The sequence below is a fragment of the Paraburkholderia sp. BL25I1N1 genome, assembly GCF_003002025.1.
GTDB lineage: Bacteria > Pseudomonadota > Gammaproteobacteria > Burkholderiales > Burkholderiaceae > Paraburkholderia.
Map to the genome: position 1 here is coordinate 94,026 of NZ_PVZB01000008.1, position 23,305 is coordinate 117,330.

Below are 23,305 nucleotides of genomic sequence, written 5' to 3' on the forward strand. Positions count from 1 at the left end.
CATCGCGCCGATGCGCGGACTGCATCTGGTCTGGCTTCAAAAAAGCTCACGTTTGCGGCGACACGGCGCGTGACGTGCTTGCGATACGACTGCGGCTTTCCATCCTCAAGAGCTCGCCTTCGACGGATAACCGGTAGGCCGACCACGCGCCTTCCGGAGCGTCGCAGCAAGAGCCAGGTCCGCCAGCTTACCGAACGGTGCATGCAGCAGTCTTGCGAAGCTCCATCGCCCCTGAATGAAAACGCCCTTCGCGTGGCTCATTGCGCGAAAGCCTTCCAGCCCGTGGTAAGCGCCCATGCCGCTCGGCCCCACGCCCCCGAACGGCAGATCATCCTGCGCGACATGCATGATGGTGTTGTTAATGCCGACATTGCCCGATGTGGTGCGCTCAAGCAGGCTTTCACATTCTGCGTCCCTGGCGCCAAAGTAGTAAAGCGCTAACGGGCGCGGCCGCCTGTTCACATAATCGATAGCCTCGACCATGGTTCGGTAGGTCCGCACAGGCAGAATCGGGCCGAAAATTTCCTCCTGCATGACCATCAAGTCGTCGCGTGCTCCAACAATCAGCGTAGGAGGGAATGTGCGCGGCTTTCCTGCGGCGCTCTCCGGTTTGAGGCCGGCTGCGATCACGCTCGCACCCTTGTGCCGGGCATCTTCAACAAGAAGTGTCAGGCGGTCATAGTGTCGGTCACTGACAATCGACGTGTAGTCATCGGAGGCCGGTCCGTTCGGGTAGAAGCGAGCCACGGTCGCCTTGTACTGCGCGACAAATGCGTCCCTGTCCTGCTCATGGATCAGGGCGTAATCAGGCGCGACGCAAGTCTGCCCGGCGTTGGCGAGCTTGCCGAAGACGATACTGCTCATGGTCCGATCGTCGACATGGCCGCGCGCCACTATCACCGGGCTCTTGCCGCCGAGTTCAAGGGTGACGGGTACGAGGTTCTCGCTTGCCGCCTTCATTACCTTGCGCCCAACCTGGGTGCTGCCAGTGAAAAACAGGTGGTCGAAGGCCAGAGCGCTGAACGCCGCACCGACGTCCGGGCCACCGATCACAACTGCCACTTCTTCGAGCGGAAAAGTGTCTGCGAGCATGCGCCGGATCAGTTCGCTGGTGCGAGGGGTCAATTCCGAGGGTTTCAGCATCACGCGGTTACCCGCGGCCAGGGCGGTAGCGAGCGGAATGAACGTCAGAGAAAAGGGGTAATTCCACGGTGCCATCACACCGACGACGCCTTTAGGCTGGTACTCGACATACGCCCGGCCTGAGCGATAGATAAAGCCGACATGCCGGCGTTCGGGTCTCATGAAGCGACGCAGGTTACGCGTCAGATAGTCAATGGCCTGGATGACGCCGACGAGTTCCATGATGCCCGTCTCGTGTCGCGAGCGATGCCCGAAATCCGCGCTGATCGCTTCTTCCACTTCACTGCGGTAAGCAAGTACGGCCGCACGCAGCCGCGCAAGGCGCGCCTTGCGCTGGTCATGGTCCGGTCGCGCCTCTTTCAGAAAGGCGGCACGCTGACGCTCCAGGAGCGCCTGCGCATCGGTGCCGTGAACGGGTTCCGGGTAGAAGTCGAAGTCGTGACTTCTGATGCCATTCAAAGTGGACACAATCAACTCGCTGGGAAGGATTCAGTTATCAAGAAGTGCTGCAACCTGGCTTGCCGTCGCCTTGGCCGATTGGGGATTCTGACCGGTCACGAGGCGCCCGTCGGTGACCACTTTCGAGACGAACGGCAGCAACGCCTTCTCATACATTGCGCCGCGGCGGACCATTTCCTGCTCGGCGTTGTAGGGCACCTTGCTGGCAACCCCCGCAAGCACTTCTTCGATCCAGGAATAGCCGGTAAGCCGGCGTCCTGCGACCAGCAGCGCGCCGTTTGAAAGCCTGGTGTTCAGCAGGCCGCAATAGCCATGACAGACGGACGAGACGATCCCGCCACGCTCGTAGATGTCGCGCGTGATTCGCTGCAAAGGCTCGTCGTCCGGAAAGTCCCACATGACGGCGTGACCGCCTGTGAAATAGATCGCATCGAAGTCCGCCGGATCGATCTGGTCGGGACGGGAGGTTGCCGAGAGCAGCGCCTCGCGGCTCCTGTCGTTGAGCCACTCCTTCACTGAAGCATCGGCAAGGGGCCACTTAAGGGAGCGCGGCTCGAGCGGCGAGACACCGCCTTTCGGACTGACGATCTGCTGCTCGTATCCCTTTTCGCCGAAAACGTGCCACGCATGCGTCAACTCCGACAGCCACAAGCCAGTAGGCTCGGTCTGGTCGGCATAATTGGCGACGTTGCTGACGACGTGCAGTATGCGTTTTGCCATGTTGAAACACCCTTTCATTGTTCCCGTGCGGACATCGCAGACTCGCTGCGACGTTGCTGCAGTCAGAAACATGCCCATACCCGCGACACGCCCGACGGGTTGAACAATAACCTTGAAGTCAAGTTCAAGGTCAAGACCTTTGCACGTGTAACGATCAATCAACAGCCTGGAGAATGATCACGAAGGTGCGTCGGGGCGATGCTGACCTGGCGGGACCTTACCGGTCACCGGCGGTTCGGCTTCCCCAGTGCCTTGACATCGCCGGACGCGAGGGCGGGCCTTGTCATTTCGCCGCGGCGCATTCGTGACAGCACTCTCTTCGCGTTTGTCGTGCAATCGATCTCTGCTGGCTTGGCTTCGATCTCCGCGATCAGCGAGACGAGATGCGTTTTGCTCTGCGCCAGTCGCGTTTCCAACGCTTCGATGTCCTGCACCTTGAGGCGGAGCGTTTCGAGTAACTTGCCGTGCTGCCACTGCGTCGGATCGGGCGGCAGCAGCATGCCAATCTCATCGAGGCTGAAGCCGGCCTTCTGCGCAGTCGCAACCAGATCGAGCACCAGCAGGGCCTCGGCCGGATAGGTCCGATACCCGTTGGGCTGGCGTTGGACGGTCTTCAGCAGCCCAATGCGCTCGTAGAAGCGGATGCGTGACGGGGTCAGTCCGGTGCGCTCCGAGAGTTCACCGATCTTCATGGGCTCGATACTCCGCCGTCTTTTCGGAATCCACTCCTGCGTGCCGTTCGTTGCACATCTCCACAGACCTGCATATTGCCTCCAGCTTAATCAAAGACCCTCAGGCGCGTGGGCGGATTCAGAACCACTTGCGCGTCCTCGACCACGTCGAAGCGAACAATTGTCGAGGCGCCCAGTCCATCGAGAAGCTGGCTCAACGGGCCGCCGCTACGCACGAGTTTTACGTTCCGCGGGAATATGCGTTGAGCGAACGATAGCGTGTTGGTCTGGACCGAGGTCTGATGCCATTCACCGTCGATAACGTGCACCATTGTCGACGTTCCCATGTGAGATTGCGGCGCAGGGCTGCGCAGGACGGGCAGTGGCGCGCTCAGCACCAGATCCGGCTTTCCGTCGAGTGACGATATACCGGCCGTGACGCCCGCACCGAGATCAACGTTGATTCCGGCGAGCCATTTGGGTAACTGATAGCCATACACCCCACGCACCCTTGCTATTTCGGTGGAGACCGGCAGCGCAAGGACGTGCGCGAAAAAGCTTCGACGCCGCATTGAGTCGAGCAGTTCGATCAGATGGGACCCGCGCGCGCCCGGCCGGCGGACAACGACTGCGACCGAGGCCTCGTCGTAAGGATCGTTATCGCAGACGGCGTACGAAAAGAACGTCAGCGCCACCAAGCCGTAGCCAGGCAATGCATGCAACGGCTCAAGAGGCGTCGGCAGCGCCGAGCGCAATCGCTCCAGCGGGGCTAGCATCAGCACCTGGACGTTGCTGGTGCGGTAGTAGAAATTCGGCGCCCATATCGGACCGACCCGTGACTCGACCTGATGCTTCGGTATTCCGCGGAAAAAATCGATGTTCCCGACAGCGGGGTCCCGCGCCACCTCGTCGAGGTTCGGATTCATGCGGAAACGGTCGTAGTATCCGCCCTCGATAACTTCAACCTTGTGTGAGCCAAACTCGACCTGTGTGAACCGCCTGTCCATATCCGTTGACCTTTCTAGATGGTTGACCTGCAGGCGGTCGTAACAAACTGATCGTCTGCTGCAGGACATACTGTAAGATTCAACTCAACTTCAAGGTCAAGCATTTCAGCGCAGCTAATTCATCACGAGCTCGTGAAAGCGGACAATCATCAGGCGGTGGCACATCACGCCCGTAGATCAGCGCGAGCCTTTCTTCCGTTCCGGCACAACCCCGTTTTCGCGGAGACGGCCTAGCACCCACTCTTTTCTGCCTGAACAATCCAGATCTGCCGGTCTGTTTTCTATGCTCTCAATGGCTACGAGCAACTGCGCCCTGTTCTGATTCAGGCGCTCCTGCATCTCTTCGATTTCGGTCACTTTATGCTTGAGCGCCTTGACTAGTTCGTCATGCTGCCACGGGCCCTGACCCGTTGGCAGCAGATGCCGGATCTGTTCAAGCGAGAAGCCCGCGCGCTGGGCACTGGCGATGATCTCGAGTATCGTCAACGCCTCCGAGGGGTAGTCGCGATAGCCGTTCGCCGTCCGCTCGAACGCCTTGATCACGCCGGCCGCTTCATAGAAGCGGATACGGGACGCTGTCAGGCCGCTGAGCTCCGCCAGTTTTCCGATCTTCATATGGCACTTTTAAAAAGTGTTGACCTTGAAGTTCACTTTAATCCTACAGTTCAAAGACGGTCAAGCGAGGCGGCAACGGACTACGGATCGCCGCCGCTGCGGATCGTGACAGAGGAGAACGACGAGGACATTGAAGACTCCCGTTGCCAAACGGGCTGCGTTTGTCGCGTCGGGCGTGTCTGCCCGCAGACACCTGGATCCCTTCAATCAACTCACCGACAATTCATTAGATAGAAGGAGCAGTACTTCGGCCTGACCGGTAACGAGCAGGCGTACGACACCGATTGATTGCGAACACCTCACCGGAGAAGCAAAAATGGGATTTGTCACAACGAAGGATGGCGTCGATATTTTCTATAAGGACTGGGGCCCGCGTGACGCACAGGTCATTTTCTTTCATCACGGATGGCCGCTCAGTGCCGATGATTGGGATGCCCAGATGCTCTACTTTCTGGCCAAGGGTTTCCGGGTCATCGCACACGACCGGCGCGGACATGGAAGGTCGAGTCAGGTCTGGGACGGCCATGATATGGATCATTACGCCGATGACGTTGCGGCGGTCGTGAACCATCTCGGCGTGCAGAAGGCGGTACACGTGGGCCATTCCACGGGCGGCGGCGAAGTCATCCACTATGTCGCTCGCCACGGCGAAGATCGCGTTTCCAAAGCGGTACTCATCAGTGCAGTGCCGCCGATCATGGTCAAGACCGAGAGTAACCCGGGCGGCCTGCCCAAGCAGGTCTTCGACGATCTTCAGGCGCAACTCGCGGCAAACCGGGCGCAGTTTTACTACGACATTCCCGCGGGCCCTTTCTACGGTTACAACCGCTCCAATGCCAAGCCTTCTGATGGCATCATCTGGAACTGGTGGCGGCAGGGCATGATGGGTAGCGCGAAGGCCCACTACGATGGCATCGTCGCCTTCTCGCAGACGGATTTTACTGAAGACCTGAAAAGCACCACCATTCCCGTTCTGGTCATGCATGGTGACGATGATCAGATTGTTCCCTATGCGGATTCGGGGCCGCTCTCGGCAAAGCTGGCGAGGAACGGTACGCTGAAGACCTACCCAGGTTTTCCTCACGGCATGCCGACGACCAACGCCGACGCGATCAATACTGATCTGCTCGCGTTCATCAAAGAGTCGTAAGGCCGTCAACCGCGTGCGATCGCGCCGCTGCTGAAACGTGCGGCACGTCAACGAGCTACCCATGGGTGGCTCGTTTCCGTTTTGATTCCAACGTCAAAAGACGTACGCAAGGATGCTTCCCGGAAAGCAGTGTTTTTGCATGACTCGCCGGTCGCCCGCCGGTCAGACTCGTGCGTCATCGAAAATGCCCTCCAAAAAATTGCTTGACCTTGAACTTAACTTCAAACCTAGAGTTGCGACACGATCCATTGAGGTGTTCCTATGAACGTGTTCGACAAGCTGATTCTCCCAAACGGTTCGGTCATCCCTAACCGTATCGCCAAAGCCGCCATGGAAGAAAACATGGCGGATGCCAGCCAGGGTCCATCAGGGAAACTGATGCGGCTCTACGAGGCGTGGGCAAACGGCGGCGCCGGGCTGCTGATAACGGGCAATGTGATGGTCGACAGTCGTGCCATGACGGGACCGGGCGGCGTGGTCCTGGAGGATGACACGCAGCTGGAAAAATTCGCGCACTGGGCGAAAATCGGCCGATCCAGAGGCGCACAGTTCTGGCTGCAGATCAATCATCCAGGTCGTCAGATGCAAGCAAATCTTGGCCAGCAGACATGGGCGCCTTCGGCAATACCGCTCGACCTGGGCAAGCTGTCCAAACGCTTCGCTACGCCGCTCGCCATGACGCAGGAAGTCATCCACGACGTGATCACGCGATTTGCCCGCACCGCGCGTCTTGGAGAGGAGGCGGGATTTACGGGAGTAGAAATTCACGCGGCCCATGGCTACCTGTTGAGCCAGTTTCTGTCGCCTCTCACGAACCAGCGAACGGACGAATGGGGAGGAACGCTTGCAAACCGCGCGCGTCTGCTGCTGCAGGTTGTCAAAGCGGTTCGCGCCGTGGTTTCCCCGCACTTCGCCGTTGCCGTCAAGCTGAACTCAGCCGATTTCCAACGCGGCGGCTTCACTGCCGACGACGCCAGGCAAGTGGTCAAACTGCTCAACGGTTTGAACGTGGATCTGGTTGAACTGTCCGGCGGCAGCTACGAAGCGCCAGCCATGCAAGGCGAAGCGCGTGACGGCCGCACGTTGGCGCGCGAAGCCTATTTCGTGGAATTCGCACGCGACATCCGGAAGGTAGCGCAGATGCCGGTCATGGTCACGGGAGGGATCCGCCGTCGGCAGATCGCCGAACAGGTGGTCAAGAGCGGTGTGGACATGGTCGGAGTGGGCACCGCTCTCGCAATCGAACCGAATTTGCCCCGGGCCTGGCAAGACGGAAAAGACGCGGCTCCCGAACTTTCGCCGATCACCTGGAAGAACAAGACGCTGGCTTCACTGGCGAACATGGCCACCGTCAAGTTTCAGTTGCGCAAGCTAAGCCTGGGTAGGAAAACCGATCCGAAGGTATCGCCGCTGCGCGCGTTGATTCTGCAGCAAACAACCGATGCATGCCGAACTCGCAAGTACAGACGCTGGATAGCGCAACGGGCAACATGACCGGGTTTGACTGGACCAATTGATACCCGTGACTGCCGGGCGGCATCACCCGGAAATGTTCGTGCAATCCTCTTTCCGACTGGCCGCTAGCCGTCTGCCTTCGGCCTATCGAATGGGGCTGCGAACATAGGGGCGATCGTCCGTTCATGGCCGGACTGAGCCGGACGACGACTGGCTCAGGTCGACCCGGAACTGCCCGCCGATAAGGCGCAAACGTTATGGAAGCTTGTAGACTGGAACGGCCATTCGAGCCCCCTGCCTGGTCAGCAAAAGTGGCCGCGCGCCACGGCTAGCGTCGGTTTGAGAACCGCTATCATCGATGTTCGCCAAAAAAGGAGATTAGCCGATGAGCCGACCAGATTTCATCAAGCACTGGACTGAACTCGAGGAACCGGAGGCACATTCCTATCGTGACAATCCCGAGCTCATGGGGCTAGACGCGCCGCTTTCCGCCGCACTCGGCATTACGCGTATTGGCATTCATCACGTGAGGCTTTTGCCCGGCCGGCGGACGTCATATCCGCACGCCGAAAGTACCGAGCAGGAGTTTGTGTACGTGCTCGAGGGCAAGCCCGATGTCTGGATCGACGGTGCGCTTCATTCCATTGCTGAAGGCGACTCTGTGGCGTTTCCCGCGGGTACTGGAATTTGCCATACCTTCATCAACAATACGAAGGACGAAGTCAGGCTGATGGTGATCGGCGAACGTCCGCGCGACGACAATCGTATTCGCTATCCGCTAAACGAAGCGCACGAAATTACTCGCGCGGACCGCTGGGTGGACTGGCCCGCCAGGCCGCTCGGGGGTCATGACGGGATGCCGGACTGAAGTTGACGCGGATAGTCTCAGTGGCTGACAGCTCGTCGCATGGAGTACGTACCTGAATGTCCGTAAATGGGCCAGACCCGGGCTGTTCCCGCTGGGGACACGGTGCCTGGGAGGCTACGCATGCCGTTCCATAAGAGCCGGTGACAACGAAGGAGCAAGTACCAAAGTGCTAACCTTGCCGTCGTTTTCGATTTCGACAAAACCGATTCTGAGGTACCAGTCATAGGCAGCCCGGTTGCATACGAAGACATTCAGGTACAGCGGTTTTTGTAAGTAACTGGACAACGACATGATCCTGGCAATCGCCGCACTGCCGATCGACCTGCTTTGCATCTCCGGCACGATACAAAGCATCCTCAGCCATACGAGATCCGGTTCGACGTCCCAGTGCACAAACCCGCATCGACTGCCTTCCCACGTAACAATTTGACAAGAGCCTTGGCGAAGGCTTTTTGCAAACCCCGCTTGCTGCAGATCGTCGTCCCAGCCATACGCTGAGGTAACGAAACCTTTCATCGTTCGCTGGTACGTGTCAAATAGCCATTCCGAGTCTCCGGGTGCGGCCAGCCGAAAGTCCAGATTCATCACAACCGCCGATCGCGATAAGCAGGTCTTCGCCAGAGTACTGGATAAAGGGGATCGGCATCAATCGATTGATGCCGGCGGATGCAGAATGCCATTCACCGGACAGCTCAGTTGCCGATCCGCTGCCGGGCGGACATGGGCTCCCGACGAGCCGCCGGATCGCCCCCTTTCCGTCATTCGAGTCGACGCTACGGCAACGGCCGTTGTCCAGCCTGGACAGGAGCCTGTAACACGCCTGCTTCTGCCTTCGTCGATTCTCTCCTTGATTGAGCTTGCCGACTCAGCAAGCGATTCGTGTTACGGCAGCAGGCTCAGTCGTAGTCCCTCTGAACCCTCAATGCCGCATTGCCTTGCTTTGTGCTGACGCCTACATTGGGAAAGGATTTGCGGAATATTCCGCGATTCGCCGTACGCGCCGAAGCACGGGATTGTCTATAACAAATACAAAAGAGGCCTGACGGCGCCATCGCGTACTTCCAAGACGATCCAGAAATGCCGCCCAAATGCTTCGAAGTCTTGAAGAGACCAACGCGCAGAACGTCACCCATGCCGATGTACCGCCGATGCTCGAGTTGCGTCCTCGCGCGCCTGGTCAAGTCGAGTTCATTCAGCCGTAACGGAGGAGAAGCATGCGCCCTGTAATCGTCGACGTAGCGGAGCAAAAGCGCCTGAACGACTCTCGTGAGGCGCAAGTGCCGTGGAAGAAGTGGGGGCCCTACCTCAGCGAGCGCCAATGGGGAACGGTACGAGAAGACTACAGCGATAACGGCGACGCCTGGAACTACTTCACTCATGACCATTCGCGCTCACGCGCCTACAAGTGGGGTGAGGACGGGCTCGGCGGAGTGTGCGACGACCAACAGCGGCTGTGCTTCGCGCTGGCACTCTGGAACGAACGCGACGCGATATTGAAGGAGCGCCTCTTCGGCCTCACCAACAGCGAGGGCAATCATGGCGAGGACGTGAAGGAGTATTACTTCTACCTCGACAGCACGCCGACACACTCGTACATGAAGTATCTCTACAAGTATCCGCAGCGCGAGTATCCGTACCGCGATCTGGTCGAGACCAACCGGCAACGATCGCGGGAGGAAATGGAGTACGAACTTCTGGACACGGGCGTCTTCAGCGATGACCGCTATTTCGATGTGTTCGTGGAATACGCGAAGGCGGCTCCTGAAGACATCCTCGTGCGCATTTCCATTCACAACCGTGGACCGGAAGCAGCGCGACTGCGGGTCTTGCCGACGCTATGGTTCCGCAACACATGGTCGTGGGGCGAGGACGATCGCAAGCCCTCGCTGCACGAAGAAGGTCCCGGCGCCATTCGCGCCACGCATCACGATCTCGGCGAGTACTGGCTCCATTGCGAAGGCGCGCCGGAAACACTTTTCACCGAAAACGAAAGCAATATGCAGCATCTATGGAATCAGCCGAACGCGTCGCCCTATGTCAAGGATGCGTTCCACGCCTATGTCATTTCGGGGCAGCGCGACGCCGTGAATCCCGCCAGGACGGGGACCAAGGCCGCGGCCCATTACGTGTGCGACGTACCCGCCGGCGGCAGCGCGACCGTCCGCTTGCGCCTCACGGCATCGAGACTGGACGACGCCTTCGGCGGCTTCGAGGAGACGTTCAATAGCCGCCTCGCCGATGCGAACGAGTTCTACGCGCGCATTGCGCCCAATTCGCTGACCGAAGATCAGCGCCGGGTGCACCGCCAGGCGTTGGCCGGAATGCTGTGGGGCAAGCAGTACTACTACTTCGACCTCGAACACTGGCTGCGCGAGCACGGAAGTCACCCGTTGCTCGACGCCGCCCGGGGCGATGTGCGCAATACAGAGTGGTTCCACATGCTGAACGCTGACGTGATCTCCATGCCGGACAAGTGGGAGTATCCGTGGTACGCGGCCTGGGATCTGGCCTTCCACACAATTACGCTGGCGCTCGTCGATTTCGATTTCGCCAAGGAGCAACTGCTGCTTATGTTGCGCAGCCTGTACGTCCATCCGAGCGGCCAGATTCCAGCCTACGAGTGGAACTTCAGCGACGTCAATCCGCCGGTGCATGCCGCCGCCACGCTCTGGCTGTACAAGTACGAAAAAGAACTGGGACGGGCCGACCCGCGCTTCCTGGAACGCTCGTTTCAGGGCTTGATGCTCAATTTCAACTGGTGGGTAAATCGCAAGGACCCTTCGGGTCGCAACGTCTTTGCCGGCGGCTTTCTGGGCCTCGACAACATCGGCGTGTTCGATCGAAGCGCGCGGCTTCCGACCGGCGGATCGCTCGAGCAGGCGGACGGGACGGCGTGGATGGCGTTCTACTGCCAGACCATGCTTGAGATGGCGATCAATCTGACCGAATACGATCCGATGTACGAGGAAGTCGCTTTCAAGTTTGTACAGCATTTCATGTGGATCGCCTATGCGATGGACCGGCGCGGCGAACATGAGGACGAGATGTGGGACGAGCAGGACGGCTTTTTCTATGACCTGCTGCGATTCCCCGACGGCCGGACGACGCGCCTGAAGATCAGGTCGCTGGTGGGGCTACTGCCGCTGTGTGCGTCGACAGTGTTCGAAGCGCAGTCGCTCACGCGCTATCCGAAGCTCGTTGAACTGATCGCGCAGTTTCGAAAGCGCTACCCCGAATTGATCGCGCATGTTGCGCCGACCGACGCGGGCTTCATCGGCTACAAGGAGCGGAGGCTTCTGTCGATCCTGAACAAGCGCAAGCTCGAACGGGTGCTCGGCTACATGCTCGACGAGAACGAGTTCCTGGGGCCGCACGGCATCCGTTCGCTCTCCCGCTATCACCTGGACCATCCGTATGTGATTCACGTCGGCCCACAGGAGTACAAGGTGCAGTACCTGCCGGCTGAATCGAATACCGGCATGTTCGGCGGCAATTCCAACTGGCGCGGTCCGGTCTGGATGCCGATCAACTTGCTGATTGTCCGCGCGCTGGTGAATCTGTATAGCTTTTTCGGCAACGATTTCAAGGTGGAATGCCCGACCGGGTCCGGGCAACGGATGACGCTCTTCGAAGTGGCGCAGGAACTGGTCCGGCGCCTGACCGGTACATTCCTGCGCGATGCGGGCGGCAAGCGGCCCGTCTATGGCGGAACGGACAAGTTCCAGAACGATCCGCACTGGCGCGACCTGATCCTCTTTTACGAGTACTTTCACGGTGACAATGGCGCCGGCCTCGGGGCCAGTCACCAGACTGGCTGGACGGGCCTCGTCGCCCCGCTCCTCGACCTGTTCGGACGTGTGGACGCGAACGCCGCCCTGGAAACCGACCGTGGGCGGGTGATGGCACGGATCGTCAGGGAACAAGTGGGCGGCGAAGAACCAGGCGAGAAGTGACGAAAGGACCCGTTTCGGACGATGATGGGAAGGTCACGTCAACGGCAGCTTCCTGGGTGCAACGGCCATCCGCGCATGCATGCTGACCGACCTCTGAGGCCTGCGCGGGCATTCGCTACACAGCGAGAGCGCATTATTCGCACTGCGATTCTGGATACGGCTGCCTTTTGTCCGAAATTCATTGGGTAGCCGCGAACATCGTGGATTACAGTATTCTTGCTATGCGACTTTCAAGCTTGGCTGACTCACAAAGTCACAAATGCGCAGACTTTCGTGCAACCCGCTTCTGCACGTGTCTGCCGACACCGAGCGGAAAAATCACTGCTTGGTGAAGGGCGTCGCCACTCATCATTTTGGCTCAGCCACACATCTCAAGACCCGGCCGTGCCGACGGCCCCACATTCTCTCATCGCTTGCTCCGCAAACGGCAGCTGCGGGGATTACTGCAGCCATCTTTTGTTTCATCTATTTGAGTCGGGCACCTGATCCACCCCGGCGGTAGGCACTGCGCGCCGCAATGTTAAGCGCCTGATTCGGTGATAAGGAGAGGACCATGAAGATCAAGTATTTAAGCATTTGGTCAGCGACAGCCATTGCACTTTCGCTCAGCGGCGCCGCACAGGCCGGCGACCACGACGGCCACGACGGCCACGGCGGCCTTTGCTCGAACGCAACGCTAAAGGGACCGTTTAGTTTTATCGGTCACGGAGAAATACTTGGATTGAAAGCTGCCGATGGCACGTTGCATCCGTATGCCGCCCCGTCGATCCTCGATGACGTCGCCTTGGTGACGTTCGACGGCAGGGGCACTTTTCAACGCACCGACTTTGGCATGATTGGCGGGTTGCCGAAAGGGGGGCTGACGACATTCAATCCGAACCAGATGGGCACCTACACGGTGAACTCCGATTGCACCGGCACTATGAAAATCGTCTATCTGCCGGGCGGAGCCGTGCCGGCCGGCGTCGAAACTGATCTCAACATCGTCGTCGCTGCCGACGGGACGCTCGTCGAATCCGTTGTCTACAGGGCCGTCACCGTGTCAGGCGTGAGCGGGGACGGCAACGTAAAGTGTCCATCGGATTGCGAGCAAGGTGTGCAAGAAAGTTTTGAAGGGAAAAAGATCCTGGTGTACGGCTTCCGTTAGTCGGGTCCCAGATGGGCTCACGCTCACCAAGGCGCTTGCCATGAGTGGCGCCGAGCCCGACCTTGCGCGCAGGTTTTCGCCCTTTAATGCCTGCGTCTTTTCGAGAGCGTAATCACATTGTTCGGGGCGGAGCGGACGTTCGAACGTCGGCGTGAAGGTCTGATTGAGCGTCTCTGCTTGGGCCGGCTGCAGAAGTCCCGCCGTCGCTGGTCGATCGCCGGTCGTGCCGCTTCGTCGAACATCCGTAGCTGAACCAGTTGCGAGCCACGGCGTTGACTCGGTCCTATGCGCCGCCGCCGTACTCACCACCCCAGGCGCGCTTTCGAATACCTCGACGCGGGCGACGACGCTTGCTCGAACGCGAGGAACATGTCCGGGCCGGCGCGCGCTGGTGTGCTTACCGCATCCGGGTGAAATCCAGGCAGCACCGTAGTCGCGCATACGCTTATGCGCTTCGAATCGTCCGAGCAATTCAACATTTAAGAATGATTTTTTATCAATATATTTACGATTTTTCTATGCGAGGATAAAGCGCCAATCTCTTACACATGCGCGAGTGCCCATCAATCCGCATGCGCGCGAATACGCACCGGACATGCCGCCGGTAAGCGCTTCGCACCTCGCAAGGAAATACCGTCGTGACATTGTTCTCTCGCCTGAGCGTGGCCGCTGTTATCTTCAACAGCCTTATTCCACTGAATTCATCAGCGCAATCGCAACTCAATTACACCACTTCATGGATCGGCAATAGTTTTGGTTTCGGCGACGGCAAGTGGATGCAGCAGGATATTCAGGCCATCAGCGTCGGCGCAGACGGCACCGTGTACACCAACGCGCCTTGGGACGAGAGCGGCAGTGAAATCGCCGCTTATCGCGCGGGCGACAAGATCGCCGTAGCCGGCTCGACGCACGGCTGGGGCGCGGCCGGTGGCGACGCGGTCGCGGTCAATCACACGTACCTGTATGCGGCGATGTCGATCGGCAACGAAAGTAACGCCCTGGTCGGGGCGGACTATCCCGCAGCGAGTCTGACCTGGTACGGCATCACGCGCCGCACGCTCGCCAATCTGGCGGCCGGCGCGCCTTTCAGCGGTGGTATCGGCAATAGCGCCAATGCGACGAAAAATAGCTTTCTGCGACTCGAGACGGTAGCGACCGGCAACGACGCGAGCATTCGTGGCATGGCCGCGACCGACAGCGAACTGTACGTGGCCGATACCTACGCGAACCGGATCGTCGTGTTCGACGCGAATTCGATGCAGCGTTTGCGCTCGTGGAACGTGACGTCGCCAGGACGCATTGCGGTGGACACCGATTCGACACTGTGGGTGATGAGCGGTATTTCATCCGGAAACCTAACTATCCAGCACTATGCCGCGAATGGCACCGCGCTCGCCGGCACGTTGACGCTGCCCGTGGGCGCCGTGCCGGCCGACATCGCGGTTACGCCGGCCGGACAAATCCTCGTTGCGGACAATGGCCCTTCGCAGCAGATTCTTGTCTTTAACAAAGACAAAGACGGCAACGGTCAACCGCAAGCGGCCGCGCCCATCGGCACGCGCAACGGCATCTTTCACCCGGTCAAGGGTGTACCAGGCAATTGGCGCTTCAACGGCGTGACGGGCATCGGTGTCGATCCCGCGGGCAATCTGTACGTCGCGCAGAATGGCGAAGGGCCGCGGCCGGTCGGATCGGCATCGGTCGGACAAGGCGCGGTGCTCGAGAGCTACGTGTACAGTTCGCATGCCTTCAATTGGCGCCTGTACGGTCTGACGTTCGTCGATAGCGCCGCGTTCGATCCCGCCACGCCCAGTTCCGTCTATACAGGCTCCAAGCGCTTCACGCTCGACTACAACCAACCCGTCGGCCGCGAATGGTCGTACGCGGGTTTCACGCTGGATCGTTTCGACTATCCGGATGACCCCGCGTTTCATCAGCCGCGTGGCGTGCGCGGCGAGCCGATGGTGCGTCGAATCAACGGCCAGCGGTTTCTCTACACGCTGGATCCCGGCGCGCATTATCTGAACGTTTATCGCTTCGACGCCGCACACGGCGAAATGGCAATTCCATCCGGCCTGCTCGCGCAAAATCCGCTGCCGGGCACATGGCCCGCCGCGCAGCCCGCGTATGGCGAATGGCTGTGGCGCGACAGCAATGGCAACGGCAGCGTCGACGCCAGCGAGATCAGCAGCAATCCGTCGACCGGCAGCACGGTCGGCAACGGCTTCTGGTGGGTCGACGCGCCGGGCAATGTCTGGCTCGCCACACCGCTGAGCGGCATCCGCGAAATGCCGTTGCAAGGTCTCGATCCCGCCGGCAATCCGATCTACACATACGCCAGCTCGAAGATGTTCGCGATGCCGCAACCGTTTACGCGGATTGCACGGATCGTCTACATCGCGGCGACCGACACCATGTATATCTCCGGCTTCACAAGCGCGATTCCATGGGATGCGACGCATTGGAAAGAGGCGGGTCCGGTGCTCGCGCGTTACGACAACTGGAGCTCCGGTACGCCGACGCAGCAGTACACGATCTCACTGCCCTGGAACACGCAAAGCAATCCGCAAACGACGACCGTGGGCGTCGCTGTGGCGGGCAATTACATCTTCGTCGCGGAGCTGTACACGCAGAGGGTGGATGTCTACGACGCGCGTACCGGCCAGGTGGTCGGCTACATGACGCCGGGCGCGAGCGTCGGCAACACGAGCGGCTGGGTGGACGTGTATCTTGGTATCAGCGCGGTGCAACGCGACAATGGCGAGTATGTCGTGCTACTCGAGGACGACGCCCGCGCAAAAATTCTGATGTATCGATGGACGCCTTGACGCCGGTCGCATGCGCGCAGATCACGAATAGACGGCAACGCACGATCGGTATATAACAACATGCAAGGATGGCTTGTTCACCGCTGCATCAACAGGAGCGAAGTTTCATCATGACGCAAGACGTAACGCCTAAGCCACCCACGGGCGACCGGCCCGATCTGGAAAACCTCGACGCAGCGCTCAGTCACGTCGATCAGCAGGTTTCGTCGGGCAGCATCGCCTCCGGCGCCGCGAAGGGCATTCTGTATAGCCTGATCGAAACGCTCGGCACATTCGTCGGCGATCCTGATCTGCCGGAGCATGCGCGTTCGGGTTACGAAGGTCTGCTGGAAGCCGCTCGCGAACTGCGCGCGAAACTGGATCACTAAAGGCGGCTGCGCGTCGCCGGTGGGCGGCGTGCGTCACATCGGCATGCCTGCCGGTGCCGACTGCCGTTGCTCCGGTTGGGTGTGACGACATCACGCGTCGCGATTCGTCATCGTTATGGGCCGCTGCGTTTCGGCGCGGCCGCTGTCTATGATAAAACGGCGCACTGTCCCCAACATTGCGCCTTTTTTATGCTCTCCGTGTCCGCGATCGCGCTGCTCGCCATCGGCATTATCGTCGTGCTGATTACGCCCGGCCCCACCAATACGCTGCTTGCGGCGGCCGGCTTGCGCCAGGGTGTGCGGCGCTCGCTGCCGTTGATCGCCGCCGAACTGGGCGGCTATCTGGTCTCGATCTCGGTGTGGGGGCATTTTCTCGTCCAGGCGGCGCATGCGCTGCCCTGGCTGCCCTCGCTGCTGCGCATGGCGGCGGGCTTGTACATCGCCTATCTTGCCGTCGACATGTGGCGCGCGGCAGTCGCCTTGCCCGACTCGGCGCAGCGGGCGAGCGGCATGCGCACGTTGTTCGTGGCGACGCTGCTCAATCCGAAGGGCTTGCTGTTCGCCGGCACGATCTTTCCGGCTATCGCTTTTGCGCACTTGCCGGCCTACGCCTTCTCGATGCTGATGTTCGCGTGTCTGCTGGTGCCGATCGCGCTCGCGTGGATCGCGTTCGGCGCGGCGCTCGGCAGCGGCAAGCTCGCCTGGCTCAATCCGGTGAAGATGCAGCGCGGCGCGTCGATCGTGCTCGGTGTGTTTTCCTTATCGCTCGCGTGGGCGGCGCTGCATTGAGTGCGACGTTGATGCGGCGGTCAGGCCGCCACACTGTCGCCCAAAGTGTCACCGACGTCTAACGCGTCGAGCCATTCCGGCGGCGCGGATGTGATTTGCAGCTGCGGGGTGCCGTGCCAGTCCGCGCAGCGTTGCAACGCGCGCCGCAGATCGCCGGCGAGACGCGCGCTCAGACGCACGCCCGGTTCGATGTGCAGCGACTTCAGTTCGAACACGCCTTGAGTGCGGTGCGCTTTCGCATCCACGCGGCCGACCAGACGGCCGCGACTCAGCAGCGGCAAAACGAAGTAACCATATTTGCGCTTTGGCGCGGGCGTGTAGCATTCGATCGCGTAGTCGAAGTCGAACAGCGCCGCCGCGCGCTTGCGATCCCACACCACCGGATCGAACGGCGACAACACCGTGGTGACCGTCGAGGCGAGTTTGCCGCTCGCGGCATCGTCGAGTATCGCGGCGAAGTCTTGATGCACGTACGTGTCCTGCTTCCACCCTTCCACGCTTACCGGGATCAACTCGCCCTGGTCGGCGAGCGCGCGCAGTTCGTCTCGATACGGGCGACGCGGCATACGGTAGTAATCGGCGACCCAATCGGCGCGCGCGATGCCGAGCGCGCGGCACGTGCGGCGTAACACGGCGTCCGTCACGGTGTGCGCGGGCGGCAGATCGCGCGCGTCATCCCAACCCGGCAGCACGCGCTCGGTCAGATCGTAGACGCGGTGAAAATTGCGCCGCTCGGCCACCATCAATTGCCCGGTTGCGAACAGCACTTCCAGATGGCGTTTCTCCGGCTTCCAGTCCCACCAGCCGTTGCCCTTGCCCGCCTCGCGGGCAAAATCGGCGGAGCGCACCGGCCCCGTTGCGCGAATGTGCGCAAGCAGCTTATCAATCTCCTTGCGATGCTTCTTGTGCCACTCGGCCGCGTACTTCCAGCCCATCCCGCTTGGATCGAGCATGCGATGGCGCAGCAGGCCGTAGTCTTCGATCGGCACGAAACAGGCTTCATGCGACCAGTATTCGAATAGCTTGCCTTCGGCGAGATGTTCGTCGAGCCATTGCGGCGGATAAGCGCCGAGCCGGCTGAACAACACAAGATAGGGACTGCGCGCGACGACGTGGATCGTGTCGATCTGCAATTGCGCCATGCGGCGGATCGAGTCGAGCACGTCGGCCTTGACGGCTTTGCGGCGAGGCGGCGTCAGCAAACCTTGCGCGGCCAGATGCAGAGTGCGGGCGGCGGAAAGCGAAAGAGTCTTAACGCGGGCGTCGATCAGTGAGTGACTGCGAAGGGAAGGGCACGAGGCCCGGCCTGGATCAGCAGCCGCTACTGTAGCGTGAAGCGCCCGAACTTGCCTTTACCAGCCGCGCCCGTGATGCCGATCCCAGCCGCGATGACGGCCATGATCGTGATGCCAGTGGCGGCGGCCGCGATAGTCGTCGTCCCGGTAGCCGTAACCGTAGACCGGTTGGGGCGCGTAGATGACCGGTGGTGGCGCATAGACCGGCGGCGCGGCGTACACCGGGCCCGGGGTATTGACGAACACGCCGACGTCCACCCGTGCCGAGGCGGCAGTCGATGCGCAGGCGGCGGCAAGGCCGAAGGCGGCGAAAACAATCGCGCGTTGGAACATGCTTGTCTCCTGTCGAATAGCTGACAGAGATATTACGAGACAGAAAGGCAAGCAGGTGCAACCAGTTGAAGGTGTGTGTAACAGCAGGTTACCCGCCGGCGGTTGCAAGGCCGGCGGGCATTTCAGACCGTCCAGATCATTCAGGCGCCCAGCGCGACCGCTTCTCCCGCCGACACCGCCAGCAGTTGATGGATCTGCGCGACCACGGCGGCGCCTTCGCCGACGGCCGCGGCCACGCGTTTGGTCGAGCCGGCGCGCGCGTCGCCGATCGCGTACACGCCTTCGACTGTCGTCGCGAGATCGCAGACCGATGCGCCGTCGGCGCTCGTCCCGGTCAGCACGAAGCCTTTCTCGTCGAGTTCCACGCCGCAGGTGCGCAGCCAGTCGGTATTCGGGTCCGCACCGGTGAAAAGGAACAGATGGCGCGTGTCGAAATGATCGGTGCCGTCGGGCAGCGGTTTTTTCAGCGCGACCGACGACAAACCGCTGTCGTCCGAATCAAGCCGGCCGATCTCCGAATTCGGATGCACGAACACATTCGGCAGTGAGCGGATCCGGTCGATCAGATAGCGCGACATGGTGGCTTCAAAACCGCTGCGCCGGATCAGCACGTGGACCTTGGCCGCGTGCGTCGCCAGATAGACGATCGCCTGGCCCGCCGAATTGCCGCCGCCCACCAGCACGACTTCCTGGCGCTTGCACAGCTTGGCTTCCACCGGCGAAGCCCAGTAATAGACGCCGCGCCCTTCGAAACGGTCGAGCCCTTCGAGCGCAGGACGCCGGTAGACCGCGCCGCTCGCGATCACAATCGCGCGCGCCGTGATGTGTCCGCCGCACTTCAGTTCCAGCCGATGCGGCCGGTCCGCGCAATGCAGCGCCTTCACATTGACCGGAATCGCGACGTGCGCGCCGAATTTCTGTGCCTGCACGAACGCGCGGCCCGCCAGCGCCTGGCCGGAGATGCCGGTCGGAAAGCCGAGGTAGTTTTCGATCCGCGAGCTCGCGCCGGCCTGGCCGCCCGGCGCGCGGCTGTCGAGCACGATCACCGACAGGCCTTCGGATGCCGCGTACACCGCAGTGGCAAGCCCGGCCGGTCCGGCGCCGACGATCGCGACGTCGTACACATGCGCATCGTCGAGATCGGGCAGCAAACCCAGGCACGTGGCGAGTTCCGGCATGCTCGGGTGCCGCAGCACCGAGCCGTCCGGACAGATCACCAGCGGCATGTCTTCTTTTTGCGCGGCGAATTGCTCGATCAGACGCAGCGCGTCTTCGTCGCGTTCGTCGATCACGGAATGCGGATGGCCGTTGCGCGACAGGAAGCCTTGCAGCATGACGAGCCGCGCGTCGTTGCTGTTGCCGATCAGAATCGGCCCGCCCGCGCCCTTTTCGATCAGCGACACGCGCCGCAGGATCAGTGCGCGCATGATGCGCTCGCCGAGTTCCGCTTCGGCAACGATCAGCGCGCGCAGCCGCTCCGGCGGAATCAGCAACGCTTCCACCGGACCGATCGCCATGCCGTTGACCAGCGCGGGCCGTCCCGACAGTTGACCGACTTCGGCAAGGAAATGCCCGGCGCCATGTTCGTTGATCAACACTTCGCGCCCAATGCCGTCGCGCTGATACACCTTCACGCGTCCTTCGAGCACCACGAACATGCCGGGACCGGTGCGGCCGGTCTCGAACAACAGTTCACCGGACTTCCAGTGGCCGATCTCGCCGAACTTGCGCAGACGGCCGATTTCGGCGCACGTGAGCGCGGGGAACATCTGATGCATGCGCGTCGAGAGCGACGAAAACGGCGCGTCGGCGACGACGTCTGGTTGTGGCACGTCCGGTTGCTGCACTTCAGGTTCTTGAGTCGAAAGCATTGAACCGCTCCTTCGGTGTTCATTGATGGATCGAACGAGAGGCGAAGCGGCGCGGCGCCCGAAGGCGCGAATCACGATGCGCTGCTTGCGCTACACGGCCTTCGGCGCGACGCCTTCGACCGCCACTTCGGGCGGCGGCATGTCGGGCAGCGATTCCACCGGCTTGCCCGAGTCGCGCCAGGCTTCCATGCCACCGCGCAGCGGCAGCACGTCGGAGAAGCCGGCTTCGTTCAATTGCTTGGCCATCCATGCCGCGGAAATCTCATTCGGGCAGGAACAGTAGATCACCAGCTTCTGATCGTGCGGGTAGGTCGCGACGATCTCGTCGAGTTGCCGCTCGTCGGCGAATTGCGAGCCCGGAATGATGAACGGATCGAGCGCGCGCTTCTCGTGCGAACGGATATCGAACAGCACCGGCGTTTTGCCGGCCGTCACGAGCGACGCCAGTTCGTCGACTTCGATGCGCGCGGTCGCGAGCTTCGAAATCAGCTGACGCCGGCGGATCCAGCGATACGCGGCATACGCCAGTAACAGGCCGACGGCGACCAGCGCGGCTGTGCGCCCAAGGCGTCCGGCGAGCGCAAACAGCATGTCGATCTGCTTGGCGAACAATGCGCCGATGATCAGGCCGGTGCCCGACCACAATGCAGCGCCGATGCTGTCATACGTGAGGAAGGTGCGGTAGCGCGTGCCCATGGCGCCCGCCATCGGAATCGACACGATCGACAGTCCCGGCACGAACTTGGCCACCGCCAGCACGCGCACGCCCCAGCGGCCGAAAAAGCGCTCGGTCTTTTTCACGCAGGTGTCACGCGAGAGCGACAGCCGGCAAATCGTTTTGAGCGTATTGCCGCCATACATGCGGCCGGCCAAATACCACGCGCTGTCGCCGATCAGCGTGGCGAATATCGACAGGATGAGCACCGGCGCCAACTGCGTGCCCACAGAACCGGGATGCATGGCGGCCATCGCCCCGAACAGCACGAGCGACGGCATGGCCGGAACCGGCAGCCCGATGGAGGCGGCGAGCACGTTTACGAACACGAGCGCCGGCCCATATTGCTCGACGAGATCATGTAGCATCGGCTTACATCCGCGGCCCTTTCGGGCGCGGCGCAGGTAGGAAATGCAAAGGAGAATGCAAGGATTATGGACGCATTTTCAAGACGTGCAAACGCCCTGAAAAGTAGCCCTTTACTTGGGTATGGAAAGCGCTATCTCAAGTGCACTGAGCCACCTGAAAGACGCATTGGCACCGCGACCTGAACAAACCGAAATAGATGGGAATGTCGCGCGGTATGCGGGAGCGGAAATAATGCCCGATTGACGTCCGCAGACGCCAGCCCAGCAAGCAATTGGAGAACGGCGATGCTAAGGCGTCACGCGGCATTCGCACCAGAGATGCAATGCCGCGTGACGGATTTCATTGACGATGATTGTGCTGTTCGCCCGGCAACTCTGCGCCGTGTGCGCGAATGGCAGCAATCAGTTCGGCCGGCGTGATTTCGTAGCGCACTTCGCGGTGTATGCCTGGCTTGCGCTCATCGACTTCGATCAAAAGAATGCCTTTGCCGTCTTCTGTCGATTCGAGGCGCAGCGAGCGAAGTTCGCGCGCCGTTGCGTCGTCGTATTCGGTGAGCAGGGCCATTGACCCGGAAGACCCGGTAGTGCGCATCGAAGTTGTCCTCGTTCCGTTGATGATCGAACTATTGTACGGGCAGGATAGGGCGGCGTCTGTCGCGCCGCAGTCACGTTTGCCCGTTCGCCTGCCTGCATGGCTTGCGCCGCCGAGCGCGTTGACTGGCGCGGCGCTCCCGGCAGCGCCCATCGTGACGTGCTGCCGTGACAACCAGTTTAACGCGACTCTCCGTAACGACGGATGCATTTTTCGTGCCCCGTGCCGGTGCGAATCTTCTCCCTGACTGTCACGCAGTTGACGCGCGTTCCGGTTAGGGGAATTCGGCGCGGGGCGGCGCGGTTTGCGACTCGCGCATCGTGTCCAGATCGCCGAGTTCGGAAACGCGCAGCGGTGCGTCGGCGGCGAGAAAGAACTCGTCGAGCTGCGGCGGGGCGGCCTCTGTGCCGCTCATCATCGCGTGAGCTTGTCCGCGATGATGAATCTGATGGACGAAAACATGCGGCAGTACGCTGCCGATCTGCTCGCGTTGTATCCCAACTGACGGTCCCCGGTCGATCCGGACTTCGCGTGGCAGATCGTCGTCCGTCAACGATTCGCAGAAGGCCAGCAGTTGCTGATCGCTCCGCGCCTGTGCATCCCACAGGTCGGCTGCGCGCGGATAGGGCAGTTCGTTATCGAAAATGGTGAGACCTGCGCCGCCGCCGATCAGCGCGTCGAAGTAGTAACGGTCCACTAGCAGGATGTGATTCAACGTGAGCTGCAATGACGGGAAGAAGCTCACCCTGCGTGCGGCGAACGCTTCGTCGGTCAATGTGAGGCAGGCGCGGTAGAGACGCAGGTTCGACCATGCGTTGTTGCGCGCCATGGCGGTGAGGTGCGAAGACAGCGGATTGATGCGTGGCGGGTCGGAAGGAATCACGTCGGCCTCCGGTGGTGGGAATCGGCATGGGAGGACGCGCTTGCGCGTCTTCGTGGCGGCACGTAACGCGTGACT

At 60.9% G+C, this 23,305-nt stretch carries 20 protein-coding genes; 8 read left to right on the top strand and 12 right to left on the bottom strand.

The annotated features are described in order from the left end of the window. Positions 1 to 105: 105 nt before the first annotated feature. From B0G73_RS13830 to B0G73_RS13850, 5 genes are all read right to left on the bottom strand, one after another. A complete protein-coding gene (locus B0G73_RS13830; RefSeq protein WP_258193307.1) occupies positions 106 to 1,611 on the bottom strand; it encodes a coniferyl aldehyde dehydrogenase in 1,506 nt (501 codons plus the stop codon). 21 nt (positions 1,612 to 1,632) lie between these two features. Then, complete coding sequence (locus B0G73_RS13835; RefSeq protein ID WP_106281594.1) at positions 1,633 to 2,322, bottom strand: type 1 glutamine amidotransferase domain-containing protein; 690 nt, start codon at positions 2,320 to 2,322, stop codon at positions 1,633 to 1,635. Positions 2,323 to 2,546: 224 nt separating this feature from the next. Continuing rightward, the gene (locus B0G73_RS13840) at positions 2,547 to 3,014 is read right to left on the bottom strand and encodes a MerR family transcriptional regulator (protein ID WP_106281596.1); all 468 of its coding nucleotides are present in this window, start codon (positions 3,012 to 3,014) and stop codon (positions 2,547 to 2,549) included. Between the two features lie 86 nt (positions 3,015 to 3,100). Continuing rightward, on the bottom strand, positions 3,101 to 4,000 hold the full coding sequence (locus B0G73_RS13845) for an acetoacetate decarboxylase (protein ID WP_106281598.1): 900 nt from the start codon (positions 3,998 to 4,000) through the stop codon (positions 3,101 to 3,103). A gap of 177 nt (positions 4,001 to 4,177) precedes the next feature. After that, a complete protein-coding gene (locus B0G73_RS13850) occupies positions 4,178 to 4,615 on the bottom strand; it encodes a MerR family transcriptional regulator (RefSeq protein WP_106281600.1) in 438 nt (145 codons plus the stop codon). Positions 4,616 to 4,931: 316 nt separating this feature from the next. On the opposite strand from B0G73_RS13850, the gene B0G73_RS13855 reads away from it, so the two are divergent. The 3 genes from B0G73_RS13855 to B0G73_RS13865 all read left to right on the top strand — a co-directional run bounded on the left by B0G73_RS13855 (position 4,932) and on the right by B0G73_RS13865 (position 8,088). Then, on the top strand, positions 4,932 to 5,765 hold the full coding sequence (locus tag B0G73_RS13855) for an alpha/beta fold hydrolase (protein WP_106281601.1): 834 nt from the start codon (positions 4,932 to 4,934) through the stop codon (positions 5,763 to 5,765). Positions 5,766 to 6,026: 261 nt separating this feature from the next. Continuing rightward, positions 6,027 to 7,259: an NADH:flavin oxidoreductase/NADH oxidase family protein gene (locus B0G73_RS13860; RefSeq protein ID WP_106281603.1), complete on the top strand. Its 1,233-nt coding sequence runs from the start codon at positions 6,027 to 6,029 to the stop codon at positions 7,257 to 7,259. Between the two features lie 346 nt (positions 7,260 to 7,605). Continuing rightward, positions 7,606 to 8,088 carry a cupin domain-containing protein gene (locus B0G73_RS13865; RefSeq protein ID WP_106281605.1) on the top strand — a complete coding sequence of 161 codons (483 nt, stop codon included), beginning with the start codon at positions 7,606 to 7,608 and terminating at the stop codon, positions 8,086 to 8,088. 114 nt (positions 8,089 to 8,202) lie between these two features. Here the strand turns inward: B0G73_RS13865 and B0G73_RS13870 are convergent, their stop codons facing one another. Continuing rightward, a complete protein-coding gene (locus tag B0G73_RS13870) occupies positions 8,203 to 8,673 on the bottom strand; it encodes a GNAT family N-acetyltransferase (RefSeq protein ID WP_146144175.1) in 471 nt (156 codons plus the stop codon). A 629-nt stretch (positions 8,674 to 9,302) separates the two neighbouring features. Here B0G73_RS13870 and B0G73_RS13875 point away from each other — a divergent pair. The 5 genes from B0G73_RS13875 to B0G73_RS13895 all read left to right on the top strand — a co-directional run bounded on the left by B0G73_RS13875 (position 9,303) and on the right by B0G73_RS13895 (position 17,173). After that, the gene (locus B0G73_RS13875) at positions 9,303 to 12,041 is read left to right on the top strand and encodes a glucosidase (RefSeq protein ID WP_106281606.1); all 2,739 of its coding nucleotides are present in this window, start codon (positions 9,303 to 9,305) and stop codon (positions 12,039 to 12,041) included. 553 nt (positions 12,042 to 12,594) lie between these two features. Then, a complete protein-coding gene (locus tag B0G73_RS13880; RefSeq protein ID WP_106281608.1) occupies positions 12,595 to 13,188 on the top strand; it encodes a hypothetical protein in 594 nt (197 codons plus the stop codon). A 638-nt stretch (positions 13,189 to 13,826) separates the two neighbouring features. Next, positions 13,827 to 16,016 carry a hypothetical protein gene (locus tag B0G73_RS13885; protein ID WP_106281609.1) on the top strand — a complete coding sequence of 730 codons (2,190 nt, stop codon included), beginning with the start codon at positions 13,827 to 13,829 and terminating at the stop codon, positions 16,014 to 16,016. Between the two features lie 110 nt (positions 16,017 to 16,126). Further along, positions 16,127 to 16,384, top strand: a complete 258-nt coding sequence (locus B0G73_RS13890; protein WP_012428738.1) for a hypothetical protein — start codon at positions 16,127 to 16,129, stop codon at positions 16,382 to 16,384. Between the two features lie 189 nt (positions 16,385 to 16,573). Then, positions 16,574 to 17,173, top strand: coding sequence for a LysE family translocator (locus B0G73_RS13895; RefSeq protein WP_106281611.1), 600 nt, complete (start codon positions 16,574 to 16,576; stop codon positions 17,171 to 17,173). A 20-nt stretch (positions 17,174 to 17,193) separates the two neighbouring features. On the opposite strand, the gene B0G73_RS13900 is transcribed toward B0G73_RS13895, so the two are convergent. The 6 genes from B0G73_RS13900 to B0G73_RS13925 all read right to left on the bottom strand — a co-directional run bounded on the left by B0G73_RS13900 (position 17,194) and on the right by B0G73_RS13925 (position 23,230). After that, on the bottom strand, positions 17,194 to 18,375 hold the full coding sequence (locus B0G73_RS13900; RefSeq protein ID WP_308706135.1) for a DNA glycosylase AlkZ-like family protein: 1,182 nt from the start codon (positions 18,373 to 18,375) through the stop codon (positions 17,194 to 17,196). Between the two features lie 150 nt (positions 18,376 to 18,525). Next, on the bottom strand, positions 18,526 to 18,801 hold the full coding sequence (locus tag B0G73_RS13905; protein ID WP_106281614.1) for a hypothetical protein: 276 nt from the start codon (positions 18,799 to 18,801) through the stop codon (positions 18,526 to 18,528). Between the two features lie 140 nt (positions 18,802 to 18,941). Further along, a complete protein-coding gene (locus B0G73_RS13910; protein WP_106281616.1) occupies positions 18,942 to 20,672 on the bottom strand; it encodes an FAD-dependent oxidoreductase in 1,731 nt (576 codons plus the stop codon). A gap of 90 nt (positions 20,673 to 20,762) precedes the next feature. Further along, positions 20,763 to 21,755 (bottom strand): DedA family protein/thiosulfate sulfurtransferase GlpE, encoded by a 993-nt coding sequence (locus B0G73_RS13915; RefSeq protein ID WP_106281617.1) that lies wholly within the window; start codon positions 21,753 to 21,755, stop codon positions 20,763 to 20,765. Positions 21,756 to 22,095: 340 nt separating this feature from the next. Next, positions 22,096 to 22,347 (bottom strand): hypothetical protein, encoded by a 252-nt coding sequence (locus tag B0G73_RS13920; protein ID WP_007178686.1) that lies wholly within the window; start codon positions 22,345 to 22,347, stop codon positions 22,096 to 22,098. 274 nt (positions 22,348 to 22,621) lie between these two features. Then, positions 22,622 to 23,230 carry a DinB family protein gene (locus B0G73_RS13925; RefSeq protein WP_106281619.1) on the bottom strand — a complete coding sequence of 203 codons (609 nt, stop codon included), beginning with the start codon at positions 23,228 to 23,230 and terminating at the stop codon, positions 22,622 to 22,624. Positions 23,231 to 23,305: the final 75 nt, after the last annotated feature.